This is a genomic window from Sphingomonas folli (assembly GCF_019429525.1).
Classification (GTDB): domain Bacteria; phylum Pseudomonadota; class Alphaproteobacteria; order Sphingomonadales; family Sphingomonadaceae; genus Sphingomonas; species Sphingomonas folii.
Genome location: NZ_JAHXZL010000013.1, coordinates 1 through 23,302 on the forward strand (window position 1 = coordinate 1; position 23,302 = coordinate 23,302).

Here is a 23,302-nt window from a genome sequence, read left to right on the forward strand (position 1 = left end):
GCCAGCGCGGGGGCGCCCGCGCGGGCGTCTCCCGCAGCGGCCGGGCGGCCGGCGCGGGCGCGACGACCGCCGCGACCGCCGCGAGCGCCACCGCGGCGACGGCGGCGAGCGGCGCGGCGAGCGCGGCGAAGGCGCAGGGCTGGTCGGGCGCGCCATGATGCGCCGGGGAGTCGCCGTGGGCGCGATGCGCCGCCGGCGCGACGCCGGGGCAGGTGACCAGCGCGAGCGGGTGTGCCGGGCTCAGCATATAGCCGGCCGGGACGAGCAGCCGCACCGCGAGCGCCGCCGCCACCAGCCACAGGGCCAGGCGCGGGAAGCGGTCGAGGAGCCGGCGGAGCGACGTCACGCCCGCGGGCGTAGGCGGGTGAGCGGCCGCGCGCAACGATGGCGAGCCAGTGGAGGTGGCGGGTGGACCCCGTCCGATCGGCCAGAGTCGTGCTGATCCTCCCCGGCACGGGGAGGGGGACCAGCCGCAGGCTGGTGGAGGGGGGCCTCCGCATACGAGCCGGGTCGTGGGCGGCGAACCCCCTCCACCCCCGGCTGCGTCGGCGGTCCCCTCCCCGTGCCGGGGAGGATCTGGGAACACTCCTTCAGATGTCCCCCAGGCCCGTCTCCCCCGCGTCGCCGCGCCCCTCGGCGACGAACTGCGCGAGCAGCCACGACGCCGCCGGCCCCGGCGGCGAGTCGCGTCGCCAGATCGTGCCGAAGCGATAGATCCCCCCGGGGTGATCGGGCAGCGCCAGCCGCACCAGCGTGCCCGCGACCAGGTCGTCCGCCACCATCGGCAGCGGCATGTTGCCCCAGCCGATCCCCTCGCGCAGCAGCGCGTGCTTGGCGCCGAGGTCCGCGAGCCGCCACGTCTGGTGGCTCACCACCGCGAAGTCGCGCCCCTCGGTGAAGCGCGACCGGTCGCTCAGCACCAGCTGGGTATAGCCGCGCACCGCCCCCGGCGCGATCGCGGTCATGCGGCCGAGCGGGTGGTCGGGCGCCGCCACCGGCACCATCGCCAGCGCGCCCGCCGCCTCGCACTCCAGCCCCTCCACGCCCGCGGCGAGCGGCCCCGACACGCCGATCGCGGCGGCGCGGTCGAGCACCATCGCCGCCACCGCGCCCAGCGCCTCGACGTGAAGCCGCAGCGCCACCGTCGGATATTCGCGCGCGAAGCCGCGCAGCACGCGCCCCAGCCGCTCGGCGGGCAGCATCACGTCGACCGCGAGCACCACCTCGGCCTCCAGCCCCTGGAGCAGCCCGCGCGCCTTCGCCCGCAGCCCGTCGATCCCGGCGCCGACCGCGCGCGCCTCGGCCAGCACCGCGCGCCCCGCCTCGGTCAGCACCGGGCGGCGTGTGCCCTCGCGCTCGAACAGGGTGAGCCCGAGCTGCGCCTCGAGGTTCGCCACGCCGTAGCTGATCACCGAGACCGCACGGTTCAGCTTGCGCGCCGCGGCGCCGAAACTGCCCTCGTCGACGATCGCGAGGAAGATCCGCAGCTGGTCGAAGGTCGGGGTGCCGGGCTCGCTCACTGTTCCACTTCCTCGAACATCGCGGACGATTTTATCCGGCTGAACGCGAGGGCCGGCAAGCCCTAGATCGTCGCCTTGCACCGGCCCCCCCGCCGGTCGACGGGAGTAAGTAGCATGATCGATCTCCGCCCCCTCGCCTCGCTCGGCGGCGCCGACCACGGCTGGCTCGACGCCAAGCATCATTTCTCGTTCGGCGGCTATCACGACCCGGCGCGCACCCATTGGGGCAACCTGCGCGTGTGGAACGACGACACGATCGCGCCCAAGACGGGCTTCCCGCCGCACCCGCACCGCGACATGGAGATCATCACCTATGTCCGCGAGGGCGCGATCACGCACCAGGACAATCTCGGCAACGCCGGCCGCACCGAGGCGGGCGACGTGCAGGTGATGAGCGCGGGCACGGGCATCCGCCACGCCGAATATAACATGGAGGACGTGACGACCCGCATCTTCCAGATCTGGATCGTGCCGACGCGCACCGGGGACCAGCCGCAATGGGGCGCCAAGCCCTTCCCCAGAGGCGAGCGCTCGGGTCAGTTCGTCACGCTCGCCAGCGGCTACGACGGCGACGGCGACGCGCTGCCGATCCGCACCGACGCGCGCGTGGTCGGCGCGACGCTGCGCCGGGGCGAGCGCGCCGACTATCCGCTGGGGCGCGACCGCAAGGCCTATCTGGTGCCCGCCACCGGCGCGGTCGAGATCGACGGCGTGCGGGTCAACGCGCGCGACGGCGCCGCGATCAGCGACGTGGACGTGCTGAGCGTGACCGCGCTGGAGGACAGCGAGCTGGTGCTGGTCGACGCCGCCTGAGCTCGGCCGCGGCGCGCTCCGCCCGGGCGCGCCGCTCAGCCGACGCGGTCGCCGCGCCCCGCGCTGAAGCCGCGCAGCCACTCGGCGCGCTCGCGCGCGACCAGGGTCGCGCGATAGGGGCAGTCGTCGTGGTGGCCGCGCGGGTCGGCGGCGCGGCGCCAGCCCGCGTTATAGGGCGTGGCATCCGCCGCGGGCTCGGCCGAGCGCGCGGTCGGTGCCGCGGTACCGGGGGTCGGGGTCGGGCGGGCCATCGGTGCCTCCATCGGCGTGGGCCCGGCACCGCCGCGCTCGATCATGACTCACCCGCACGTCGCCGCGCGCGCTCACCTCGCCCTGGCGGCGTGCCCGACGGGTCGCGCGAGGATACCGGAGCCCTGACACGGATCAACTGATCTGTGTGAGCGACGCGGCTCGTTCCCCGCGCTGGTGCGCCCCGTCCGCCGACGTGCGCCGACGGCATCGCCGCGGCACCGCATGGCGGCGGCGGGCAGGTGTCACCTTTGTACATCAGCGGGTGCGCGGACTCATCGCACTGTCAAATTGGTATTGTTTCGGCCCTGACATCATGACAGCATGGTGACTACCAACACGGGAGGGAGCGGGTCCGCCGCGCGGCAATGGCATCAGCCAGCCGCGCGCGTGCGGCCGCGGGAAGGTCGCGCCACAGCGGCCGCGCGCGCGCACGTCTTTCCCGCGCTCGTTGGGAAACGAAGGGGAAGACATCATGATGTTCAGGGGAATGCTCGCCGCGTCGTGCTGCGCGGCGGCGCTGGTGGCGCTGCCGGCCGCGGCGCAGGTCACCACCGACAGCGCGACGAACACCGACCAGGGCACTTCCCCGGATGCCGCCCCAAATAACGGATCGCCGATCGGCGACCCGGTCGCCTCCGCCAAGCTCGCCGCGGACGTGCAGCGCGCGGGCGAGGCCGATGCCAGCAGCGACAGCGGCGACGTGGTCGTCACCGGCACGCGCATCGTCCGCCCCAACAACCGCTCGGCCGCGCCGATCGTCACCGCCACCGCCGCCGACATCGCGGCGCAGGGCGCCACCACGATCGAGGAGGTGGTCAACCGCCTGCCCCAGGTACAGGTGAACTCCGAGCAGAATTTCAGCGACTCCGAGGGGCGCCAGCGGATCAAGCTGCGCAGCCTGGGCTATGAGCGCACGCTGATGCTGATCGACGGGCTGCGCATCGGCCTGCCGAACACCGTCGACGTCGGCATCATCCCCACCGCGCTGGTCGAGCGGATCGACCTGCTGACCGGCGGCGCCTCGTCGGTATACGGCTCCGACGCGGTCTCGGGCGTCGTCAACTTCGTGCTGAAGAAGAACTTCACCGGCGTCCGCATCGACGGCAACTACAGCTTCTTCAACCACGACAACCGCAGCAGCGCGATCACCGCCGCGGCCGAGCGCGCGGGCTTCAACGCGGTCGACGGGATGAGCAACGACGGCGGCCGCGCCGACGTCAGCCTCGCCGCGGGCGCCGACCTGTTCGACGGCCGCGTCAACCTCACCAGCTTCATCAACTATCGCCAGTCGAACCTGGTGCGGCTGGTCGACCGCTCGAACAGCGTCTGCGAGGTGACCCAGCCGAGCAACACCGCGCCGCTGTCGTGCACGCGCGCCAGCTACACGGCCGCGGGCACGATCATCCCGCAGGCGGGCGCCAACGCCGGGCGTCAGTTCGTCAACAACCCCAACGGCGACGGCACCTTCATCCCGATCAACAGCGGCCCCGCGGGGACGTCGGCCAACCCCTATGACGACTGGGCCTCGCAGCGTCCGTTCAACCGGGTGAACGTCGGCGGCTTCCTCACCGCCGAGCTCACCTCCGACATCGAGCTGTACAGCAACGTGCTGTTCTATCGCGACAAGTCGTACAACACCCAGCTCAACCGCAACTTCAGCTACACGGCGTACGGCAGCGACCCCTTCCAGGTGAACTGCGACAACCCGTTCCTCTCGTCGTCGCAGGCGCAGGTGCTGTGCGGTACCAACGCCGGGGTGGCGGGGGCCTATGCCCCGCTCGACGTGCGCTACCGCTTCGACGGGCTGCCGCTCGTGCGCCAGAAGTTCACCAACGAGGGGTATCGCATCGTCGCCGGGCTGCGCGGCAAGGGCTTCGACGACGTCTGGTCCTATGACATCGCCGGGATGCTGTCGCGCGCGCGGCTCGACACGATCGACGTGCCCTTCGCGCAGTTCACCAACATCAACCGCTCGCTCGACGTGGTGAACGTCAACGGCACGCCGACCTGCCGCTCGGTGGTCAACGGCAGCGATCCCAGCTGCGTGCCGTTCAACGCCTTCGTCCCGTTCAACCGCGACCAGGCCACCAACGACTATCTCTACGGCGGCAGCGTCGGCGGCGCGACCGGCGGGATCAGCACGCGCATCCCGCGGCTGCTCCAGTTCCTCGGCACGGTCAGCGGCGACCTCGGCAAATACGGCGTCACCTCGCCGCTCGCACAGCAGGGCGTCGCGCTCGCGCTGGGCGCCGAATATCGCGAGGAGATGGAGCGGACGATCGTCAACCAGATCTTCATCGACAACAACGGCGGGCAGAACCAGCGCGTCACGCAGAACATCTTCGAGGCCAACGCCGAGATCCAGGCGCCGCTCGTCGAGGACCAGTCCTGGACGCGGCTGCTCCAGGTCAACGGCGGCTACCGCGTGTCGAAGTACAACCGGCTCGCGGGCAAGTTCGATACCTGGAAGATCGAGGGACTGTGGTCGCCGGTATCGGACATCACCTTCCGCGCCTCGTACAACAAATCGCAGGCGGCGCCCGGCGTCGGCGCCGCGGCGGGGGCGAGCAACATCACGTGGAACCAGGGCTTCTACGCCGATCCCTGCGCGCCGCGCGTCGATCCCAGCAACCCCAACGGGCCGCGGCTCGGGCCGCTCGGCACCGCCGCGCAGTGCGCCAACACCGGCCTGCCCGCCAACCTGTACGGCAGCCCGACGCTGGTCTGCCCCGACGACCGCTGCACCGTGCGCGAGGGCGGCTTCAACCTCACGCCGGAGACCGCGTTCACCAAGACGTTCGGCGTGGTGCTGCGCCCGCGCTTCCTCCCGGGGCTGACCGTCTCGGTCGATCGCTGGCTGATCGACCTGAAGGACCAGCTGGTGTTCCTCCAGCCGCAGGACATCATCAACGAGTGTCTCAACAGCGGGCTCGACTATTTCTGCCGGGCGATCATCCGCAACCCGACCACGGGCACGCTATCGAGCTCGCCCGCGACCAGCCCGGCGACCGGCTGGGTCGCGCGCGGTTCGTCGAACGGCTATACCGAGCAGTCCCACGGCTGGGACTTCCAGGGCCAGTACAACCTCGGCCTCGGCAATTATGGTAAGCTCGACATGAGCTTCAACGGCACGCTGATGACGCGCAACGGCGGCCAGGCCTCGCCCGCGGCGATCAAGCGCAACTGCACGGGCTATTTCGGCTCTGGTTGCGGCGAGAGCCTGCCCCGCTGGGCGCACCAGCTGCGCACCACCTGGACCGCGCCGGACAGCAGCACCAGCGTCTCGGTCAACTGGCGCCACCGTGGGGCCATGCCGCTGACCTTCTACGCGCCCGAGGACACCGGCATCCCGCAGCAGGACGAGAGCGCGCGGCGCGACCAGTTCCCCGGCATCGGCGCGTACAATTGGATCGATCTCGCGCTGGCGTTCGACATCAACAGGCAGATGACGTTCCGCATCGCCGCCAACAACCTGCTCGATCGCGACCCGCCGATCGTGCCCGACAGCCGCTCGACCATCGGGCTGCTGCGCGGCAACACGATCATGGCCTATGACCTGCTCGGCCGCCAGATCGTCGCGGGCGTGTCGCTGCGACTCTGAGGGGGGGCGGCCCAGGGGTGCGCGCGCCCCTGGGCGCCCTGTCGACCCGGGCCGGGGACGTGCTCCGGCGAAGGTGGGAGCCCGGGGCCACGCGGGCGACGGCCCTGGCCCTGGGCTCCTGCTGCGGCAGGAGCACGGTCCAACCACATGGATCGCGCGCCGGATGACGCGACGATCGCCGAGCGCCCGCACCATCGCTGGCGCCCCCGCCGGCGCACCCGCGATCGGTGCCTGTCATCGACGTGTCTTATTTACCACAATCTTCTGAAATTATCTGTCGCCGGCCATCTCGCGCCGCAAATAACCTTGCCGTCCACCCCTGCCGCTCTGCAGCATCGTGTCCGACAGGCGCCGGACAAGGCGCCGCAGCACAGGGAAGACCCATGAAGCGTTCGCTCGCCCGACGTCACCGCCTGCTCGCCCCCAGCCTCGTCGCGCTCGTCGCCGCGGCGCTGCCCGCCACCGCGCACGCCCAGGCCGCGCCCGAGCAGGACGCCGCCCAGATCGCCGCGCAGACCGGCGAGGACGTCGTCGTCACCGGCTCGCGCATCCGCCGCGACCCGCTCGACAACCCCTCCCCCGTCGTCACCGTCGACGAGGCCGCGATCGCCAAGACCGGCCTGTCCTCGATCGCCGACGTGCTGCAGCGCATCCCCGCCTCCTCGGGCGGGCTCAACTCCAAGTTCAACAACTCGGGCAACCTCGGCAACCCGCCCGACGGCGGCGGCGTCGGCGCCGGCTCGGCCGCGATCGACCTGCGCTATCTCGGCGCCAAGCGCACGCTCGTGCTGGTCGACGGGCTGCGCTACGTCAACGGCGCCAGCGCCAGCGGCATTCCCGGCACGGTCGACCTCAACTCGATCCCCGACGTGATGATCCAGCGCGTCGAGGTGCTCCAGTCCGCGGCGTCCGCGCTGTACGGGTCGGACGCGATCGGCGGCGTCGTCAACATCATCACGCGCTCGGGCCAGAAGGGCTTCCGCGCGCAGGCGCAATACGGCCAGTATCTCGGCGAGAACGACGGCGGCACGCAGAACTACCAGCTGAGCTGGGGCGGCGGCAGCGACCGCGTCCACCTCGACGTCGGCGGCTTCTACACCAAGCAGGATCCGGTCAGCGCCGCCGACCGCGACATCTCGCAATTCCCCAACCCCGGCCAGACCAGCTGCACCGACGAGATCGGCGGCTGCTCCAGCTTCACCCCGTCCGGCCGCTTCGTCGTCAACGGCCAGAACATCACGCTGCGCGCGCCGGTGACCGGCCGCCGCCCGGTCTATGACCCGACGCTGGCGACCGGCGACTTCAAGCAGTTCACCGCCGCGGACCGGTTCAACTTCGCGCCGTACAATTATTTCCTGACGCCGAACGAGCGCTACGGCGGCTTCGCCAACGCGCGCGCCGAGTTCACCGACTGGTTCAACGTCCGCGTCAAGGCGGTGTGGAACCACCGCCAGTCGCAGAACCGCGCCGCCTTCCTGCCGCTCGGCCTCGGGCCCGACATCGGCAACGGCAACCTGCTCGACACGATCACGATCGACGCGACCAACCCGTACAATCCCTTCGGCGTGTCGCTGGTGCCGGGGCAGAATTACAACGCGATCTACCGCCGTCTGGTCGAGGCGGGGCAGCGCACCTACAGCCAGTCGGTCGACACCTTCTCGGTCACCGGCACGATCGACGGCAAGTTCCAGCTGTTCGGCAAGAACTGGTATTATGACGCTAACGCGGTGGCGGCCACCAACGACGCGCACCAGCTGTTCACCGGCAACGTCAACGGCGCGCGGCTCGCGCAGGCGCTCGGCCCGGTCAGCCAGTGCACCGGCGCGTGCGTGCCGTTCAACATCTTCGGCGGCGAGGGCTCGATCACGCCCGAGATGCTCGCCTTCGTCGGCTTCGACGAGCGCTCGCGCAGCCAGCAGCGGCTCAACGACTTCACCTTCAACCTGTCGGGCGAGCTGTTCGACCTGCCCGGCGGTCCGGTCGGCGTCGCGGCCGGGTACGAGCATCGCTATCAGCAGGGCAGCTTCACCCCGGACCCGGTGATCCAGGCGGGCCTGGGCGCCGACATCCCCGCGCAGGCGGCGCGCGGCGCCTTCAACGTCGACGAGGTCTATGGCGAGCTGCGCGTGCCGCTGATCCGCGACGTGCCGTTCCTGCGCCTGGTCGAGCTCAACGGCGCGGTGCGTCACTCCAATTTCTCCACCTACGGCGGCAACACCACCTACTCGGGCGGCGCGCTGTGGAAGCCGGTGAACGACCTGCTGCTGCGCGGCCAATATGCCGAGAGCTACCGCGCCGCCTCGATCGGCGAGCTGTTCGGCGCGCAGTCGCGCTTCGACCAACCGCTCGCCGACCCGTGCAGCAACATCGCCGGCTCGCCCTACCAGACCTCGGGGACGGTTCGCGCCAACTGCACCGCCAACGGCGTGCCCGCCAGCGGCAGCTACGCCGAGCCGACCGGCCAGCTGCCGATCCTGACCGGCGGCAACGCCGCGCTCGCGCCCGAGACCGCCAAGACCTGGGTGTTCGGCGGCGTCTACAGCCCCGCCTGGGCGCGCACCGGCTTCGCCAGCGCGCTCAGCCTCGAGGTCAATTACTATGACATCAAGGTGGACGGCGCGATCGCCTCGATCCCGGCCGACACGCTGCTCAACCGCTGCGCGCAGACGGGTGACTCGCTCTCCTGCGCCTCGGTCGTGCGCGCGCCGAGCGGCGTGATCACCGCGATCAACGGTATCCTGCTCAACACCGGCGGAATCCGCACCCGCGGGGTCGACGCCACGTTCACGCTGCGCACGCAGCCGACCGGCGCCGGCACATTCGGCCTGTCGGTGAGCGGCAACTACCTGCTGAAGTACGAGGAGATCGTCCCCGCCACCGACGGCACGACGACGACCGACTACACCGGCACCGAGCGCGGCAGCCCCGACCAGGCCTATCCGCACTTCAAGGGCCAGGCGACGCTCGACTGGGACATCGGCCCGGTCGCGGCGGCCTTCACCGGCCGCTACATCGACGACGTGGTCGAGAGCCAGGGCGGCAACAGGCTGAAGAGCCGCTTCTACGGCGACGTCCAGCTCTCGTTCCGTCCGTCCTGGCTCGACGAGAAGATCGGGCTGACGCTCGGCGTCAACAACGTCTTCGACACCGACCCGCCCGCCTGCTTCTCGTGCAGCCTCAACAACTACGACCCGACCACCTATGACGTGCCCGGCCGCTTCGGCTATGCGCGGCTGAGCTACGGCTTCTGACCCGCGGTGGGGCGGCGGCCGCGGCCGTCGCCCCCGATGCGCCGATCCGCGAGCCCGACCCGCTATAATGACGGTCTGCGACGCGCGCGGCGTCGCCGGAGCGGGAAAGGGACGCGGGTGGCGCTGTGGCACGCGAGGAGACCGTGGCGGCGCCACACCGATCCCGCCGCGCTGTTCGTCCACCTCGCACCGGACGCCATCTACGCCGCGCAGGACGACCGCTTCGTCTTCTGCAACCCGGGCGCGCTGCGCATGTTCGGCTACAGCCGCGACGAGTTCATCGGCAGCAGTCCGGCGATCACCTCGCCGCCGCTGCAGCCCTGTGGCACGCCGTCGGCCGAGCTGATCACGCCGCGCGCGCAGGAGGCGATCCGCGACGGCGTCGCGCGCTTCGAGTGGCAGTGCCAGCGCAAGGACGGCAGCCAGTTCCCCGGGTTGGTCACGCTGCTGGCCGCCGAGATCGACGGGCGGCCGGCGGTGGTGGGCACCACGATCGACGTCGCCGACGTCGCGCAGATGATCGACGGCGTCACCGCCGGGCTGCGCCGCGTCGCCGCGGGTGATCTCAGCGAGCCGATCCGCCATACGTTCGCGCCGCGCTACGACGCGGTGCGCCGCTCGTTCAACGCGGTGGTGGACGACCTGCGCCGGCTGGTCGGCGCGGTGGCGGACGGGGCGCGCGCGATCCGCGGCGGCACGCTCGAGATCAGCACCGCCGCCGACGGCGTGTCGAACCGGATCGAGCGCCAGGCCGCCGCGCTGGAGCAGAGCGCCGCGGGGCTGGAGCAGCTCACCGCCAGCCTCGCCGCGACCGCGGGCGAGACCGACGCGGCCAGCGCGCTGGTCGCCGCCGCGCGCGCCGACACGGGCGCCACCGCCACGCTGGCGCAGCACGCGATCGCCGCGATGCGCGCGATCGAACATGCCAGCCAGGAGATCGGGGAGATCATCGCGGTGATCGACGGCATCGCCTTCCAGACCAACCTGCTCGCGCTCAACGCCGGGGTGGAGGCGGCGCGCGCGGGGGAGGCCGGGCGCGGCTTCGCGGTCGTGGCGCAGGAGGTGCGCGCGCTGGCACAGCGCTCGGCCGAGGCGGCGCGCGACGTCAAGCAGCGCATCGGCACCGCCACCGAGCAGGTCGTCGCCGGTGTCGCGCTGGTCGACCAGACCGACGGCGCGCTGCGCCGCATCGTCGCGCAGATAGACGGGATCGACGAGCGCATCAGGCGCATGGCGCGCGCCACGCGGCAGGAGGCGGACGGGATCGGCCAGCTCAACGTCGCGGTGGCGGAGATGAGCGGCGCGACGCAGCAGCACGCCGCGATGATCGAGCAGACCAACGCGGCGGCGCACGACCTCGCCGAGCGCGCCGCCCGGCTGGAGCGCGACGTGGCGCGCTTCCGCCTCGACGCGACCGCGCCGTCACCGTCGCGCGCGATCGTGGCGCCGCCGCGCCGCGGGTGAGGGGCGCGGCGGCGACGGCGCGTGCGCGCCCGGGTCTCAGCGCCGGAAGAGCGTGATCAGCGCGTCGACCAGCGTCGCGCCGCCGATGGGCGCGAGCAGCAGCAGCAGCATGTTGGCCAGCACCAGCCGCCCGAGCCAGCGCTCCTGCCGCGGCGACAGTCGCGGGCGCGCCGGGCGCGGCTCCCAGCGGGGCGGCGGCGGCTGATCGCGGAAGTCCATGAACATGCGGGTCACTCCGGGTCGCGCGCGGACATAACGCACGAGCCGCGTCACCGGCGCATCGTCCCTCCGGATCGTGTCAGTGCGCGGCCGGCGACGCTGGAGCGGGCAGCGGCGCGACCAGCGGCGAGTCGGCTCGGTCGACGAGGTAGAAAGCGGTGAGTGCCGCTGGCGCGACGCTCGAGCCGTTGTCGAAATGCTCGATCACGGCCTCGGCGGGTTCGTAGAAGGCATCGCCGACGGCCAGCCGGCGGAGCGGCGCGTCACCGACCTGGAACAGGAAAGTACCCCGCGTGACGACGCCCACGACCGCCATCGGATGGCGATGACGACCGCTTCGCTGTGCCGGCGCGAACTCGATCCGGCTGCCCTTGATGGCCCGCACCACGGTGCCGGCGGGGAGCGCCTGATCGAGCAGCGACGTACGCTTGACCGCCCCGGGTACGGCGACCCCCGAGGGGGCCGGCAGCAGCAGCAGGAGGGCGGCGAGCGGTGAATGCATGTCTAACCCCTGACCGGCGGTGAGCAGCTCCGCCATGCACCCGCCGCCGCCCGCCTGCCATCATACGCTGCCCCACCATGGCGGGCCCACGACGCGCGCCGACCGGGCGCGTCGCCCCCCTCACCTCACACCAGCTCGCGCAGCGCGCTCGCGTCGAAGTCCTTGAGCCCGTCGCTGTCGCCGGCGCGCACCTTCGCCACCCACTGCGGGTCGCTGATCAGCGCGCGGCCCACCGCGATCAGGTCGAACTCGTCGCGCTCCATCCGCTCGATCAGTCGATCGAGCCCCTCGGGGCGCGAGGCCTCGCCGCCGAACGCCGCGATGAACTCGCCCGACAGGCCGACCGAGCCGACGCTGATCGTGGTCGCGCCGGTCAGCTTCTTGGCCCAGCCGGCGAAGTTGAGCCCCTGCTCGCCGTCCAGCTCGGGGAACTCGGGCTCCCAGAAGCGACGCTGCGAGCAGTGCAGCACGTCGACCCCGGCGTCGACCAGCGGCTGGAGCCAGTCCGCCATCGCGTCGGGCGTGGTCGCCAGTCGCGCGCCGAAATCCTGCTGCTTCCACTGGCTGACGCGCAGGATGATCGGGTAATCCTCACCGACCGCGGCGCGGATCGCGGCCACCACCTCGCCCGCCAGCCGCGCGCGCTCCCTGATCGTCGCGCCGCCGTAGCGATCCTCGCGGCGGTTGGTGCCGGACCAGAAGAACTGGTCGATCAGATAACCGTGCGCGCCGTGGATCTCGACCGTGTCGAAGCCGAGCCGCTTGGCATCGGCCGCGGCGCGCGCGAAGGCGGCGACGGTGTCGGCGATATCCTCCTCGCTCATCGCCTCGCCGCGCGGCTTGTCCGGCGCGAGCAGCCCCGACGGGCTCTCCACCGCGACGTCGGGCTCCCAGCCGCTCTGCCCCTGGGTCGAGCCGGTGTGCCACAGCTGCGGCCCCATCTTGCCGCCGGCGGCGTGGACCGCGTCGATCACCTGCTGCCACCCGGCGAGCGCCTTGTCGCCGTGGAAGAAGGGGATCGCCGGCTCGTTGCGCGACGCGGGGCGGTCGATCACCGTTCCCTCGGACAGGATCAGCCCGACCCCGCCCTCGGCGCGGCGCTGGTAGTAAGCGGCGTTGGCGGCGCCGGGCACGCCCTCGGGCGCGAAGGTACGGGTCATCGGCGCCATGACGATGCGGTTCGCCAGCTCCAGCGACTTGAGGCGGAACGGGCGGAAGAGGATGTCGGCCGAGGCCATGCGGGCAAGCTCCGTTGCGATAGAGGCCCCTTAGGTATATCTAGGATACCTGGTGTCAATGAGGCGCCGTCGCGTCACTAGGTATCGTCGAGGAAACCGCCATGCATCTGCCCGCGGACAAGGCCGAGTGCCGGCGTCGCTTCTCCAGCGACTGCCCGAGCCGCGACCTGTTCGACCAGATCGCGGACAAATGGACGATGATGGTGCTGACCGTGCTCGACGACGGGCCGCTGCGCTTCAACGCGATCCGGCGCGGGCTGGAAGGGGTGACGCAGAAGGCGCTGACGCAGTGCCTGCGCCGGCTCGAGCGCAACGGGCTGGTCGAGCGGCGCGTGCTGGCGACCTCGCCGGTGGCGGTGGAATATGCGATCACGCCGCTCGGCCGCTCGCTCCAGCCGCCGTTCCGCGCGCTATACCGCTGGACGCGCGAGGCGATGCCCGGGGTGGAGGCGGCGCGCGCCGCGTTCGACGCGCGGGCGGGGTTAGGTCATCAGCGGCGGACGCCGGCTACTCCCTCCCCTTCAGGAGAGGGAGAATGACGCCTAGGCCATCACCCGCCGCCCGCGCTGCACCGTGGCGCTGTGCCCGACGCGCGCGCGCGACGTGCGCTGGCGGATCGTGTCGACGAACAGCCAGTCGTTGCGCACCTGCTCGGGGGTGATCGTCAGCGCCATATAGCCGCGTCGCGACGTGTCGCACCATTTGAGCTCGGGGTTGCCCTCCACCATCATCCGCGCGATCCGCGCGGGATCGGCGGTGAAGGCGCTCTCGAAGCCCGGCGAGGTCACCGCCTGGCCGGCGAACTCGACCCCCGCGGCGCCGTCCTGCGCCAGGTCGAACGCCCAGGCATTGTGGCTGTCACCGCTGAGCACCACCAGCTCGGCCTCGGCCGCCTGCGCCGAGCGCAGGAAGCGCGCGCGCGCGGCGGGATAGCCGCCCCAGGAATCGAGGTTGGAGGCGACGCCCGCGCGCGTCGCCGCGATCGCGCCGCGGACGTAATCGTCGACATGGCCCGTCCCGCCGCCGAGCAGCGCCTCGGCCGCCACCGGCATCTGCTGCCTGCCCATGATCGTGCCGAAGCCGACCACCTGCCAGCGCTGCCCCTGCCTCACGGAGCGACGCAGGTCGTGCGCCAGCCACACCTCCTGCTGCGAGCCCATCATCGTCACCGCCGGGTCCTGCCAGGCACCGTCGCGGAACGCCTTCAGCGCGGCGGCGGGGTCGGGCGCGCGCAGCAGCGTCGCGATCTCGTTCTGGCGCGAGCGCGCGAACAGCCGCGTCTCGGTGCGCCACAGGGTCGCCAGCGTGCCGATGTCATAGGCCTTCCACGGCTCCTCGCTGACCGGCATCCACTCGCGATAGGCCTGGACCGAGGCGTCGCGGCGCTGGTTCCAGTCGCCCTCGGTGGCGGGGTCGTGGTTCTCGGCGCCGCCCTCCCAGCTGTCGTTGGCGCTCTCGTGATCGTCCCACTGCACCACCCAGGGGACGCGCGCGTGCAGCGCCTGCAGGTCGGGGTCGGCGCGGTAGCTGGCGTAGCGCAGGCGATAGTCGGCGAGGTGGATCGTCTCGGCGAGCGGCTGCGGCACGCGCCCCGCCACCTGCGCCGCCTTGGGCGGGTAATTGCCCGGCGAATATTCGTAGAAATAGTCGCCGAGGTGGACCACCAGGTCGAGGTCGTCGCGCGCGGCGGCGTGGCCATAGGCGTTGAACCAGCCGAAGCCGAGGTTCGAGCAGGAGAAGATCGCCGCCGTGAAGCCCCGCGCCGCGTCGGTGGGCAGGGTCCGCGTGCGCCCGACCGGCGAGCGCGTGCCGTCGGCGGCGACGAAGCGGTAGTGATAGTCGGTGCCGGGGGTCAGCCCGTCGAGCGTCACCTTGGCGGTCCAGTCGCGCCACGCGCCGGTGACGAACGCGCCCGCGGCGACCACGCGCGCGAAGTCGGCGGTGTCGCTGATCTCGGCGACCAGCCGCGCCGAGTCGCCCGCCGCCGGGACGTGACGCGTCCACAGCAGCATCGAGTCGCTCGCCGGCTCGCCGCTCGCGACCGAGTGGGTGAAGCCCCGCGCGGCGAGCACGGACTGCGCCGCGGCGAAGCCGGGCAGGGCGAGCGCGCCGAGGCCGAGCGTGCCGGTCGCGAGCAGCGAGCGGCGGGAGAGCGTGAGCGTCATCGTGGCGGTTCCCCGGAAGCGAGTCCCCGCGCTCTCGGCCCGATCGGTGACGCCGGTGTGACAGGGGGGAGCAACGCCGCTTCAGCGGATCGTCCTCCCCATGGTGCCGTCAGCGCGACGCTAGATCACAGCCCCACCTTGAACCCGGCGCGGAACATGCGCCCGAAGATGCCGGTGCCGCCCTGCACCGGGTTGTACAGGTTGGCGCCGTAGGTCACCGGGTCGATCGGCGGCAGGTCGTCGAGCAGGTTGACCACGTTGACGTAGAAGGTCGCGCGGTCGTTGATCTTGACGCTGCCGGTGAGGTCGACGGTGATGTAGCTCTTGACGTCGCACGGCACGTAGCCGGGGTTGAGCGAGCAGTCGCCGCGCGTGCCGCCCTGGTCCTCCGCCGAGAGATTGTAGCCGTCGAAATACTGCGCCGTCGCGCTCAGCGTATAGGCCTTGTAGTTGAGCGTGTTCTGCCACGTCCCGCGCCACCGCGGCGTGCCCGAGCCGGCGGTGAGATTGTAGTTGCCGAGCGTGCCCTGATAGGTCTGCTTCGAGCCGTCGGCGAACTCGGTCGACAGCTCGAGGATCAGGCTCGCCTGCGCCGCCGAGGTGAAGCTGACGTCGTCGGCAAAGTCCAGCGTCCCGGTCGCGCCGAAGTCGATGCCCTGCGAGCGGATCGTGTTCTCGTTGACGTAGCTCGCCTCGACGAAGGCGAGGCGCGGGCGCGCGTTGGGGAAATTGGGGTCGATCACGTCGGGCACCAGGCCGAAGCCCGCCGGCGCGTCCTGCCCGGCATTGTAGGCGTCGATCGCGGCCTGGTTGTCCGCCGCGGCGATCGCGTCGGTCTTCTTGATGTTGAAATAGTCGACCGTCAGCGTCAGCTGGCGGATCGGCTCGAAGATCACGCCCGCGGTGAAGCTGCGCGACTTCTCGGGCTTGAGGTCGGGCGTGGCGCGCGTCGTCTGCCCGTAGGACGAGTTGCTGATATAGGCCGGGCACGAGGTGAAGGTCGCCTGCGAGCAGCCATATTGCGCCAGGAACGCGTCCGAATAGGTGCTTTTCGAGGCGTTGACGAAGCCGCTGGTGGGCAGCGAGTTGGCCTCGCCGAAGCTCGGGATGCGGAAGCCGCGCGAGTAGGTGCCGCGGATCGCCAGCTGGCGGAACGGCGTGAACTTGGCCCCGACCTTGGGCGAGAAGGCGCTCTGCCCGCTCGAGTATCTGTCGTAGCGGCCGGAGACGTTGACGAGGAATTGGTCGACGATCGGCGCGTTCAGCTCGGCGAACGCCGAATAGACCGAGCGGCTGCCGTCGATGCCGAAGGCGTTGAGCACGAAATAGCGGTCGGTCGGGCCGTTATAGTCCGGGTTGGCGCTGGGCGAGTTGATCGACTCGTAGCGATAGGCGATGCCGAGGCCGAGCTGGAGCGGGCCGCCGGGCAGCGTCGCCAGCGAGCGGCCGAGCGTCGCCTGCACCTGGGCGAGGTCGGACTGCGCGTCGGTGACGTTGTCGGGCGAGAGGAAGTTCTGCTGCGCCTGCGTGTTGGCGAACGGGTCGACGAAATCGTACGTGCCACGCGCGATCGCGGTGAGCAGGTTGTCGATGCGGACATAGCCCTGCTGCAGCCGGCGCAGGTCGGTGTGCATCGCGGTGGCGTCGACCGCATAGTCCCAGGTGTCGGCGACCTGCCCCTTGATGCCCAGCGCGGCGCGGTACACGCGGCTGCGGGTCTCGTCATAGGTGCGCAGGCTGGGCAAGCGGCCGACGATCCGCGCCACCTGCCCGCTCACCGCGAACGGGTTGTTGGGGTTGAGCGTGCCGTTGCTGGCGTTGCACCCGGTGTCGATGCCGTTGGCGGCGCCGACCCCGTTGGCGCAGACATAGACCGGCAGCGTCAGCGCGTACGAGCCCGGCGCGAAGGCGCCGCCGGTGCCGCTGGTGGTGAAGCGCGGGAAGTCGATCCCGGCGTTGGCGTTGGCGCGGATCGTCCCCAGCGAGCCGGTGTACCCGACGCGGCTCTGCTGGAAGTTGAACATGGCATAGGCCTCGGCATTGTCGCCGACCCGCGCGGTGAAGCGCGCCGAGCCGCCGAAGCGCTCGATCTGCGGCGAGATGACATTGTCGTTGTTGACGAGGTCGTCCTGGCACACCGAGGTGGGCGCGGCCGCGTTGACGAGGTTGCCGTCGTCGTCGGTGCGCGCCAGATCGGCGGCGCTGAGCGTGTAGCCCGGGCCGCGCGCGCAGCCGAGCGCCGGGTTGAGCTGCTGGTAGCGCCCCTGCGCGGTCGTGTTGGTGGGATCGAACGGGCGGACGTAGAGCGTGCCGCCGGTGTTGAAGACGCCCTCGGAGAAGGTGTAGCCGCCGTCGCCGTCGAGCCCGTTGACCACCTGGTTGGGGCCGCACGCGCCGTCGTTGCAGATGCGGCGGCGGTCGTCGCTGTTGTAGGGGTACGGCCGGTCGCGGTTGTACAGCGCGCTCTGGCGGAAATAGAAGCCGCTGACGTACGCGTTATAGCCGTTGTCGTCGAGGTCGCCGGTGCCCGCGATCAGGCTGAGCCGCTGGTTGGAGGCGTCGCCGCGCTCGCTGATGCCCGCCTCGGCGCGGCCGCCGATGCCCTTGTACTGGCGCTTGGTGATGATGTTGACCACGCCCGCGATCGCGTCCGCGCCGTAGCTCGACGAGGCGCCGTCGCGCAGCACCTCGATGCGGTCGACGATGTCGTCGGGGATGGTGTTGAGGTCGACGAAGTTGCGCGTGCCGTCGTCGGAGAGCGGGTAATAGGCCGCGCGCACGCCGTCGAACAGCACCAGGGTCGAGTTGGTCGACAGGCCGCGCAGCGACACCGCGGACGCGCCGCCGGCGAAGGCACCGTTGGCCGTGAACGAGTTGGTCAGCGCCGGCCCGTTGTTCGAGGTGAGCTGCTGGATGCCCTCCTGCACCGTCGTCACGCCGCGCTGGTCGAGCGCCTCCGCGCTCACCGTGGTGACGGGCGACGGGCTGGCGCGGTCGGTGGTGCGCAGGATCGATCCGGTGACGACGATGTCGCCGCCGGCGGGCGCCGCGGCGTCCGCGGGCTCGACCGGGCTCTGCTCGACCGGCGCGGGCGGCTGCTCGGCCTGCGGTGCCGTCGGCGTGGTCGGCGAGGCGACCTGGGCGTGCGCCGGCGCGGCGGCGAGGACGGTCAGGCTGGCGAGCGCGAGCGCGGAGCAAGCGACGTCGTGGCGCAGCGACGCGCGCGAGAACAGACGATGATCGGACACGGTGGACTCCCTGGTGCACCCGCGCCGGGGGGCAGCGCGGGTGTCATGCTTCCCATGCCGCGCGGAGTCGGACGCCCCGCTGCGACGATGGTTAATGAGACGCCCTCGTCACCCAATTGTAAACTCTGGCTCACGCTCGGATCACCGCGGTAAGCGCACGGTTCGTCACTGATGCTGACCTAATTCATCCCGTGATCACAACGAGATGCCCTTCCGCCCCGCGAGCTCGACGACATATTGCCACGCCACCCGGCCGGAGCGGCTGCCGCGCTGCGTCGCCCAGCGCACCGCCTCGGCCGGGTCGAAGGCGAGCCCGTGCCGCTCGGCATAGCCGCGCACGATCGCGAGATAATGGTCCTGGTCGACGGCGTGGAAGCCGAGGCTCAGCCCGAAGCGGTCGGCGAGCGCGAGCTGGTCGTCGTCGGCGTCGCGCGGGTTGATCGCGCGCTCGGCCACGGCGTGCTCGCGCACCACCAGGTGGCGCCGGTTGGCCGTGACGATCAGCCGCGCGTTGGCGGGGCGCGCCTCGGCGCCGCCCTCCAGCAGGGAGCGGAGCGCGCGCGCCTCGGCGGCGTCGTCGACGCCGAGGTCGTCGACGAACAGCGCGTAGGCGCGCGGCTGCCCCGCCAGCACGTCGAACAGCCGCGGCAGCGCGGCGAGCTGCTCCGCCGCCACCTCGACGAGCGCGAGCGCGCCGCCGCGCGCCTGCACCGCGCCGACGCTGGCCTTGACCAACGCCGACTTGCCGGTACCGCGCGCGCCCCATAGCAGCACGTCCTGCGCGGCATGGCCCGCGGCGAGCCGCTCGAGGTTCGCCACCAGCGCGTCGCGCTGCTGGTCGACGCGCTGGAGCAGCGCGAGGTCGAGCGGCGCGAAGGCCCGCGTCGCGACCAGCACGCCGTCGCGCCAGACATAGGCCGCGTGCGCCAGCGGGTCGGCGGCGGGCGGCGGCGGCGGGGCGAGCCGCTCCAGCGCGGCGGCGATGCGATCGAGCGGGTCCATCCGCGCGGGCTAGCGATGCGGCCGGTGCCGCTCAAGAGGCGCGCGCCGCGCTGCCCCGACCCTTCGATCCGGGTCAGGCGTCCGCCGCGGGCGCCGCCCTGCGCGCGCTCCTCATCCTATAACCCCTTGGACGAGCGAGGAGACGTGCGATGGCATGGCAGCGGATGCCGATGGAGACGTGGCAGAACAAGATGGCTGCGCTGGTCGAGGCCCTGCCCGACGCGGCGCTCGCCGACCTGCTCTCGCAGATCGAACTGGTGTCACCCGTGCTCGAGCCCGACGACGTCAGCGCCGCGCGCCACCCGGGCGACGTCACGATCGCGGGCGACTATACGCCGCTGACGCTGCTGACCCTGATCGAGGGCGATCTGAGCGTCGCGGGCCAGGTCTCGACCCAGGAGGTGGACGGCAACGACGGCCATGCCGCGCTGGTGGTGTTCGGCAGCCTGCGTTGCGGCAGCCTGCTCAACGACTGGGGCAGCCGCGTGGTGGTCACCGGCGATCTGGTGGTCGGCGACTGGCTCTACACCGCGCGCGAGGATTCGGTGCTGGTGGTCGGCGGCGACCTGCGCGCGCCCGTGCTGGTGAGCGGCGACAGCGCGGTGGAGGTCGGCGGCACGGGCGAGATCGAGCACGGCCTGGGGATGGTCCGCCGCCTCGGCGCGGCCGGGGGCGCGGCGGTGACGCCGCGCCACGGCTGGCACGCGCTCGCCGCGCTGCTCGCGCTCGACCCGGCGCGTGCCACCGAGGAAGAGGAGATCGTCCCGCTGCTCGAGGACCGGCTGTACCGGATCGGCAGCATCCTGCCGTGACTCGGGCGCGGGGGCGCGCGCCTCCACCCTAGCCTCGCGCGCTCCCGCACCTTATGTGCGCGCGCATGACCGAGATCACCGTCGCCGCGCTGCAGCTGGCCTTCTCCGCCGACATCGACGCCAACATCGCCAAGGTCTCCGAGGCTGTGCGCGAGGCGCACGCGCGCGGCGCGCAGGTGATCCTGCCGCCCGAGCTGTTCGAGGGCGAGTATTTCTGCCGCGTCGAGGACGAGTCGCTGTTCGCCAACGCCGCGCCGGTGCGCGAGCACAAGGCCGTGCTGGCGATGCAGGCGCTCGCGGAGGCGCTGCAGGTATATATTCCGACCAGCTTCTTCGAGCTCGACGGGCCGCACCATTACAACTCGCTGGCGATGATCGGCCCCGACGGCGAGATCCAGGGCGTCTATCGCAAGAGCCACATCCCCGACGGCCCCGGCTACGAGGAGAAATTCTACTTCCGCCCGGGCAACACCGGCTTCAAGGTGTGGGACGGCCCGGTCAGCGCGGGGCATCGCACCCGGCTCGGCGTGGGCGTCTGCTGGGACCAATGGTATCCCGAGACCGCGCGCGCGATGATGCTGATGGGCGCGGAGGTGCTGTTCTACCCCACCGCGATCGGCAGCGAGCCCCACGACACCTCGCTCGACACCGCGCGGCTGTGGCGCCGCGCGATGGTGGGCCATGCGGTATCCAACGTGGTGCCGGTGATCGCGGCCAACCGGGTCGGCACCGAGCCCGAGGGTGTGGCAGGCGGCCAGACCTTCTACGGCACCAGCTTCATCACCGACGAGCGCGGCGACATCCTGGCCGAGCTCGACCGAGAGGAGGAGGGCGTGATCACCGCGACGATCGACCTCGACCGCGTCCGTCGCCACCGCGCCGCCTTCGGCTTCTTCCGCGACCGCCGCCCCGAGCTGTACGGGCGGCTGGTACAGGATATCTGAGGCACGCGCTCCTCGCCTCGCCGGGAGGAGTGGGGGCGCGACAGCGGCGGTCGGCGCCGCCCGACCTCACTCCTCCCCGGCGGCTACCGCCCCCACCAGCCCCGGCGCGTCGGCGACGAAGCGGTCGAGCACGCCGTCGGCCACCTTCACGGTGCCGTCGAACCGCGTCGCGCCCGGGATGGTCTTCACCGCCGCGGCCTGCGCCGCCAGCTGCCCCGCCGCGGCGAAGTCGCGCGACGCCGCCGCGCTGCGGTCGAGCGCCGCGCCCAAGCCGGTCGCGGTGAGCTGGAGCGCGCGGCCCCACAGCGCGGTCGCCTCGAGCCACGGCGCCGCCTGCGCCGCGAAGCCGGGGTCGGTCACGCCGGCGCGGATCGTGTCGGGTGCCGCCGCCAGCGCGTCGGCGCGCGCCGCCAGCGCCGCGATCGCCGCGCGCCGCGCGCCGTCGTCGCCGTCCGCCAGCGCGAAGCGCACCCCGTCGAGCAGCGCCCTGAGCCGCGGCGCCTGCTCCTGCCACGGCTGGCTGCCGAACGTGGGGGCGAGATGCTGCGTGTCGAAGAAGTCCAGCAGCGCCGCGGCGGTGCGCGCGTCGCCGCCCGACAGCGCGTCGGCGGCGAAGCGCCAGCCCTGCGCCGGGTCGTAGCCGCGGTCGTTCCACGCGAACCCCGCGACCCCCGCCACCGCGACGCGGCTCGGCGCCTCCTGGTTCATCGGGTTGGAGAGGATGCCGCTCAGCTCGCTCGCCAGCCCCGCCTCGCGCCGCGCGTAAGGGGCGAGCAGCAGCCGGCCGGTGGTCTGGGCATAATCGTTGACGGGGTAATTGTCCCATAGCAGCGTCTTGCGCCCGAACGCCGCGGTCGCGGTCTTGGCGTCGCCGATCGAGATCGCGGGGGGCACCACGTCGGTGCCGGTCCACTGCACCACCACGCGCGGGTCGAGCTCGCGCCGCAGCGCGGCCTTGTAGGGCGTCTCCTTGGCGTCGTAATATTCGGTCGGCACCATGATCAGCGGCGGCGCCCCGCGGTCCTTGGCGGTCAGGTCGCGCTGCACCGCGTTGAGCAGCCGCGCCTGCGCGGTGCCCGCCGCCGCCGCGCCCGAGGCGCCGAACGCGGCCTCGTCCTGCGGGCAGTTCCACTTCTTATACTCGATGTCGTCGAGCGCGACGTAGAAGCTGCGCACGCCGATGCCGCGCAGCGCGTCGAACTTGCGCTCCAGCGCGGCGGCGTCGGTGGGGGCGGAGAAGCACACCGTCGGCCCCGGCGAGATGGCGTAGACGAAGTCGACGTGGTCGCGCTTCGCCGCCGCCGCCAGCGTGCCCAGCTCGGCCAGGGTCGCGGCGGGATAGGGCTCGCGCCAGCGGTCGCGCGCGTAGGGGTCGTCCTTGGGGCTGTAGACGTAGGTGTTGGCCTTGACGCTGGCGAGGAAGTCGAGGTGGCGGACGCGGTCCTCCTGCGACCAGGGCCTGCCGTAGAAGCCCTCGATCGTGCCGCGGATCGGCATGGCAGGATGGTCCTGGATGACCAGGCCCGGCACGTCGCCGCGGCGCAGCAGCTGGCGGAGGGTCTGCGCGGCGTGGAACAGCCCGTCGGCGTCGTGCCCGGCAAGCGCGATCAGCCCGCCGCCCGCCGCGTCGGGGCGCGCGACGAGCGTGTAGCCCTCGGGTCGGTCGTCGGCGGTGGCGCCGGCGCGCGCGAGCGAGGCGCGCACCGCCGCGGCGTCGCTCGCGCCGACGACGACGTGGAGCATCGCGAGCGACGCGGGGAGCCGGCTCGCGGCGGTGACCTGGGTGACGCCGGCGGCGGCGAGCGCGGCGCGGACGAGGGCGACGGTCTCGGGGGCGGTGCCGGGCGCCACCACCAGCACCGCGGCGCGGCCGAGCGCGACGCTGCCGCCGGTCAGCGCCATCGCGGTGGGCGCGGGGAAGATAACGGGGCGCGTCGGCACCTGCGCCGCGGCGGGCGCGGCCGCGACGACGGCGAGCGCGGCGGCGAGCCGCAGGGGGCGAAGGGTCCGCGTGCGTGTCATGTCGCGCTCCGGTATCATGTTGGTATTATGATTGTCTGGGTAGAAGGCGGCGGACGCCTTCGCAAGCGGTGGCGCGGGCGCGGCGGCGCGACGGTGGCTGGTTGGAATGGCGCCGGCTGCCCTCACTGCCGTCATCCTGAGCTCGTCTCAGGATCCACCGGCCCGCGAGCGCCGCCGCCCGCTCTCGCGCGGCACGGTGGATCCTGAAACGAGTTCAGGATGACGCCCGCGGGGGACGGGGACGGGGGT

The 23,302-nt window shown here is 72.0% G+C and carries 17 protein-coding genes; 7 read left to right on the forward strand and 10 right to left on the reverse strand.

All coding sequences use genetic code 11. From position 1 onward, the window contains the following. Window positions 1–346 (reverse strand): hypothetical protein (locus KZ813_RS17460; RefSeq protein ID WP_219756272.1); only part of this gene is annotated, 346 nt, incomplete at its 3' end. Between the two features lie 244 nt (window positions 347–590). Continuing rightward, window positions 591–1,520, reverse strand: coding sequence for a LysR family transcriptional regulator (locus tag KZ813_RS17465; RefSeq protein WP_219756273.1), 930 nt, complete (start codon window positions 1,518–1,520; stop codon window positions 591–593). Between the two features lie 114 nt (window positions 1,521–1,634). Here KZ813_RS17465 and KZ813_RS17470 point away from each other — a divergent pair, with 114 nt between their 5' ends. Further along, on the forward strand, window positions 1,635–2,333 hold the full coding sequence (locus KZ813_RS17470; RefSeq protein ID WP_219756274.1) for a pirin family protein: 699 nt from the start codon (window positions 1,635–1,637) through the stop codon (window positions 2,331–2,333). 35 nt (window positions 2,334–2,368) lie between these two features. Here the strand turns inward: KZ813_RS17470 and KZ813_RS17475 are convergent, their stop codons facing one another. Beyond that, entirely contained in the window at window positions 2,369–2,584 is a 216-nt protein-coding gene (locus KZ813_RS17475; protein ID WP_219756275.1) for a hypothetical protein, read from the reverse strand. Window positions 2,585–3,057: 473 nt separating this feature from the next. On the opposite strand from KZ813_RS17475, the gene KZ813_RS17480 reads away from it, so the two are divergent. From KZ813_RS17480 to KZ813_RS17490, 3 genes are all read left to right on the forward strand, one after another. After that, on the forward strand, window positions 3,058–6,186 hold the full coding sequence (locus KZ813_RS17480) for a TonB-dependent receptor plug domain-containing protein (protein ID WP_258046926.1): 3,129 nt from the start codon (window positions 3,058–3,060) through the stop codon (window positions 6,184–6,186). A 383-nt stretch (window positions 6,187–6,569) separates the two neighbouring features. After that, window positions 6,570–9,437, forward strand: coding sequence for a TonB-dependent receptor domain-containing protein (locus KZ813_RS17485; protein ID WP_219756276.1), 2,868 nt, complete (start codon window positions 6,570–6,572; stop codon window positions 9,435–9,437). A gap of 117 nt (window positions 9,438–9,554) precedes the next feature. Continuing rightward, entirely contained in the window at window positions 9,555–10,901 is a 1,347-nt protein-coding gene (locus KZ813_RS17490) for a methyl-accepting chemotaxis protein (protein WP_219756277.1), read from the forward strand. A 36-nt stretch (window positions 10,902–10,937) separates the two neighbouring features. Here the strand turns inward: KZ813_RS17490 and KZ813_RS17495 are convergent, their stop codons facing one another. The 3 genes from KZ813_RS17495 to KZ813_RS17505 all read right to left on the reverse strand — a co-directional run bounded on the left by KZ813_RS17495 (window position 10,938) and on the right by KZ813_RS17505 (window position 12,860). Continuing rightward, the gene (locus tag KZ813_RS17495) at window positions 10,938–11,126 is read right to left on the reverse strand and encodes a hypothetical protein (RefSeq protein ID WP_219756278.1); all 189 of its coding nucleotides are present in this window, start codon (window positions 11,124–11,126) and stop codon (window positions 10,938–10,940) included. 73 nt (window positions 11,127–11,199) lie between these two features. Continuing rightward, window positions 11,200–11,658: a cupin domain-containing protein gene (locus KZ813_RS17500; RefSeq protein ID WP_219756279.1), complete on the reverse strand. Its 459-nt coding sequence runs from the start codon at window positions 11,656–11,658 to the stop codon at window positions 11,200–11,202. An 89-nt stretch (window positions 11,659–11,747) separates the two neighbouring features. After that, on the reverse strand, window positions 11,748–12,860 hold the full coding sequence (locus KZ813_RS17505; protein ID WP_219756280.1) for an NADH:flavin oxidoreductase: 1,113 nt from the start codon (window positions 12,858–12,860) through the stop codon (window positions 11,748–11,750). Window positions 12,861–12,961: 101 nt separating this feature from the next. On the opposite strand from KZ813_RS17505, the gene KZ813_RS17510 reads away from it, so the two are divergent. Beyond that, complete coding sequence (locus tag KZ813_RS17510) at window positions 12,962–13,399, forward strand: winged helix-turn-helix transcriptional regulator (protein WP_219756281.1); 438 nt, start codon at window positions 12,962–12,964, stop codon at window positions 13,397–13,399. Window positions 13,400–13,402: 3 nt separating this feature from the next. Here KZ813_RS17510 and KZ813_RS17515 read toward each other — a convergent pair whose 3' ends face one another. From KZ813_RS17515 to KZ813_RS17525, 3 genes are all read right to left on the reverse strand, one after another. Then, window positions 13,403–15,025, reverse strand: a complete 1,623-nt coding sequence (locus KZ813_RS17515) for an alkaline phosphatase D family protein (RefSeq protein WP_219756282.1) — start codon at window positions 15,023–15,025, stop codon at window positions 13,403–13,405. Window positions 15,026–15,150: 125 nt separating this feature from the next. Next, window positions 15,151–18,273, reverse strand: a complete 3,123-nt coding sequence (locus KZ813_RS17520; RefSeq protein WP_308461930.1) for a TonB-dependent receptor domain-containing protein — start codon at window positions 18,271–18,273, stop codon at window positions 15,151–15,153. A 195-nt stretch (window positions 18,274–18,468) separates the two neighbouring features. Then, a complete protein-coding gene (locus KZ813_RS17525) occupies window positions 18,469–19,275 on the reverse strand; it encodes a DUF815 domain-containing protein (RefSeq protein WP_219756283.1) in 807 nt (268 codons plus the stop codon). A 149-nt stretch (window positions 19,276–19,424) separates the two neighbouring features. Here KZ813_RS17525 and KZ813_RS17530 point away from each other — a divergent pair, with 149 nt between their 5' ends. Together KZ813_RS17530 and aguB are read left to right on the forward strand one after the other, a co-directional pair. Continuing rightward, on the forward strand, window positions 19,425–20,087 hold the full coding sequence (locus KZ813_RS17530) for a hypothetical protein (protein ID WP_219756284.1): 663 nt from the start codon (window positions 19,425–19,427) through the stop codon (window positions 20,085–20,087). Between the two features lie 65 nt (window positions 20,088–20,152). Next, complete coding sequence (gene aguB, locus KZ813_RS17535; RefSeq protein WP_219756285.1) at window positions 20,153–21,031, forward strand: N-carbamoylputrescine amidase; 879 nt, start codon at window positions 20,153–20,155, stop codon at window positions 21,029–21,031. A gap of 66 nt (window positions 21,032–21,097) precedes the next feature. Here aguB and KZ813_RS17540 read toward each other — a convergent pair whose 3' ends face one another. After that, window positions 21,098–23,053, reverse strand: coding sequence for a glycoside hydrolase family 84 protein (locus KZ813_RS17540; protein WP_219756286.1), 1,956 nt, complete (start codon window positions 23,051–23,053; stop codon window positions 21,098–21,100). Between the last annotated feature and the right edge of the window lie 249 nt (window positions 23,054–23,302).

Bases quoted from the DNA above. Each gene is read 5' to 3' on its own strand.
- KZ813_RS17470 (WP_219756274.1), top strand. From the start codon at position 1,635: ATGATCGATCTCCGCCCCCTCGCCTCGCTCGGCGGCGCCGACCACGGC.
- KZ813_RS17475 (WP_219756275.1), bottom strand. From the start codon at position 2,584: ATGGCCCGCCCGACCCCGACCCCCGGTACCGCGGCACCGACCGCGCGC.
- KZ813_RS17480 (WP_258046926.1), top strand. From the start codon at position 3,058: ATGATGTTCAGGGGAATGCTCGCCGCGTCGTGCTGCGCGGCGGCGCTG.
- KZ813_RS17485 (WP_219756276.1), top strand. From the start codon at position 6,570: ATGAAGCGTTCGCTCGCCCGACGTCACCGCCTGCTCGCCCCCAGCCTC.
- KZ813_RS17495 (WP_219756278.1), bottom strand. From the start codon at position 11,126: ATGTTCATGGACTTCCGCGATCAGCCGCCGCCGCCCCGCTGGGAGCCG.
- KZ813_RS17500 (WP_219756279.1), bottom strand. From the start codon at position 11,658: ATGGCGGAGCTGCTCACCGCCGGTCAGGGGTTAGACATGCATTCACCG.
- KZ813_RS17505 (WP_219756280.1), bottom strand. From the start codon at position 12,860: ATGGCCTCGGCCGACATCCTCTTCCGCCCGTTCCGCCTCAAGTCGCTG.
- KZ813_RS17510 (WP_219756281.1), top strand. From the start codon at position 12,962: ATGCATCTGCCCGCGGACAAGGCCGAGTGCCGGCGTCGCTTCTCCAGC.
- KZ813_RS17515 (WP_219756282.1), bottom strand. From the start codon at position 15,025: ATGACGCTCACGCTCTCCCGCCGCTCGCTGCTCGCGACCGGCACGCTC.
- KZ813_RS17525 (WP_219756283.1), bottom strand. From the start codon at position 19,275: ATGGACCCGCTCGATCGCATCGCCGCCGCGCTGGAGCGGCTCGCCCCG.
- KZ813_RS17530 (WP_219756284.1), top strand. From the start codon at position 19,425: ATGGCATGGCAGCGGATGCCGATGGAGACGTGGCAGAACAAGATGGCT.
- aguB (WP_219756285.1), top strand. From the start codon at position 20,153: ATGACCGAGATCACCGTCGCCGCGCTGCAGCTGGCCTTCTCCGCCGAC.
- KZ813_RS17540 (WP_219756286.1), bottom strand. From the start codon at position 23,053: ATGACACGCACGCGGACCCTTCGCCCCCTGCGGCTCGCCGCCGCGCTC.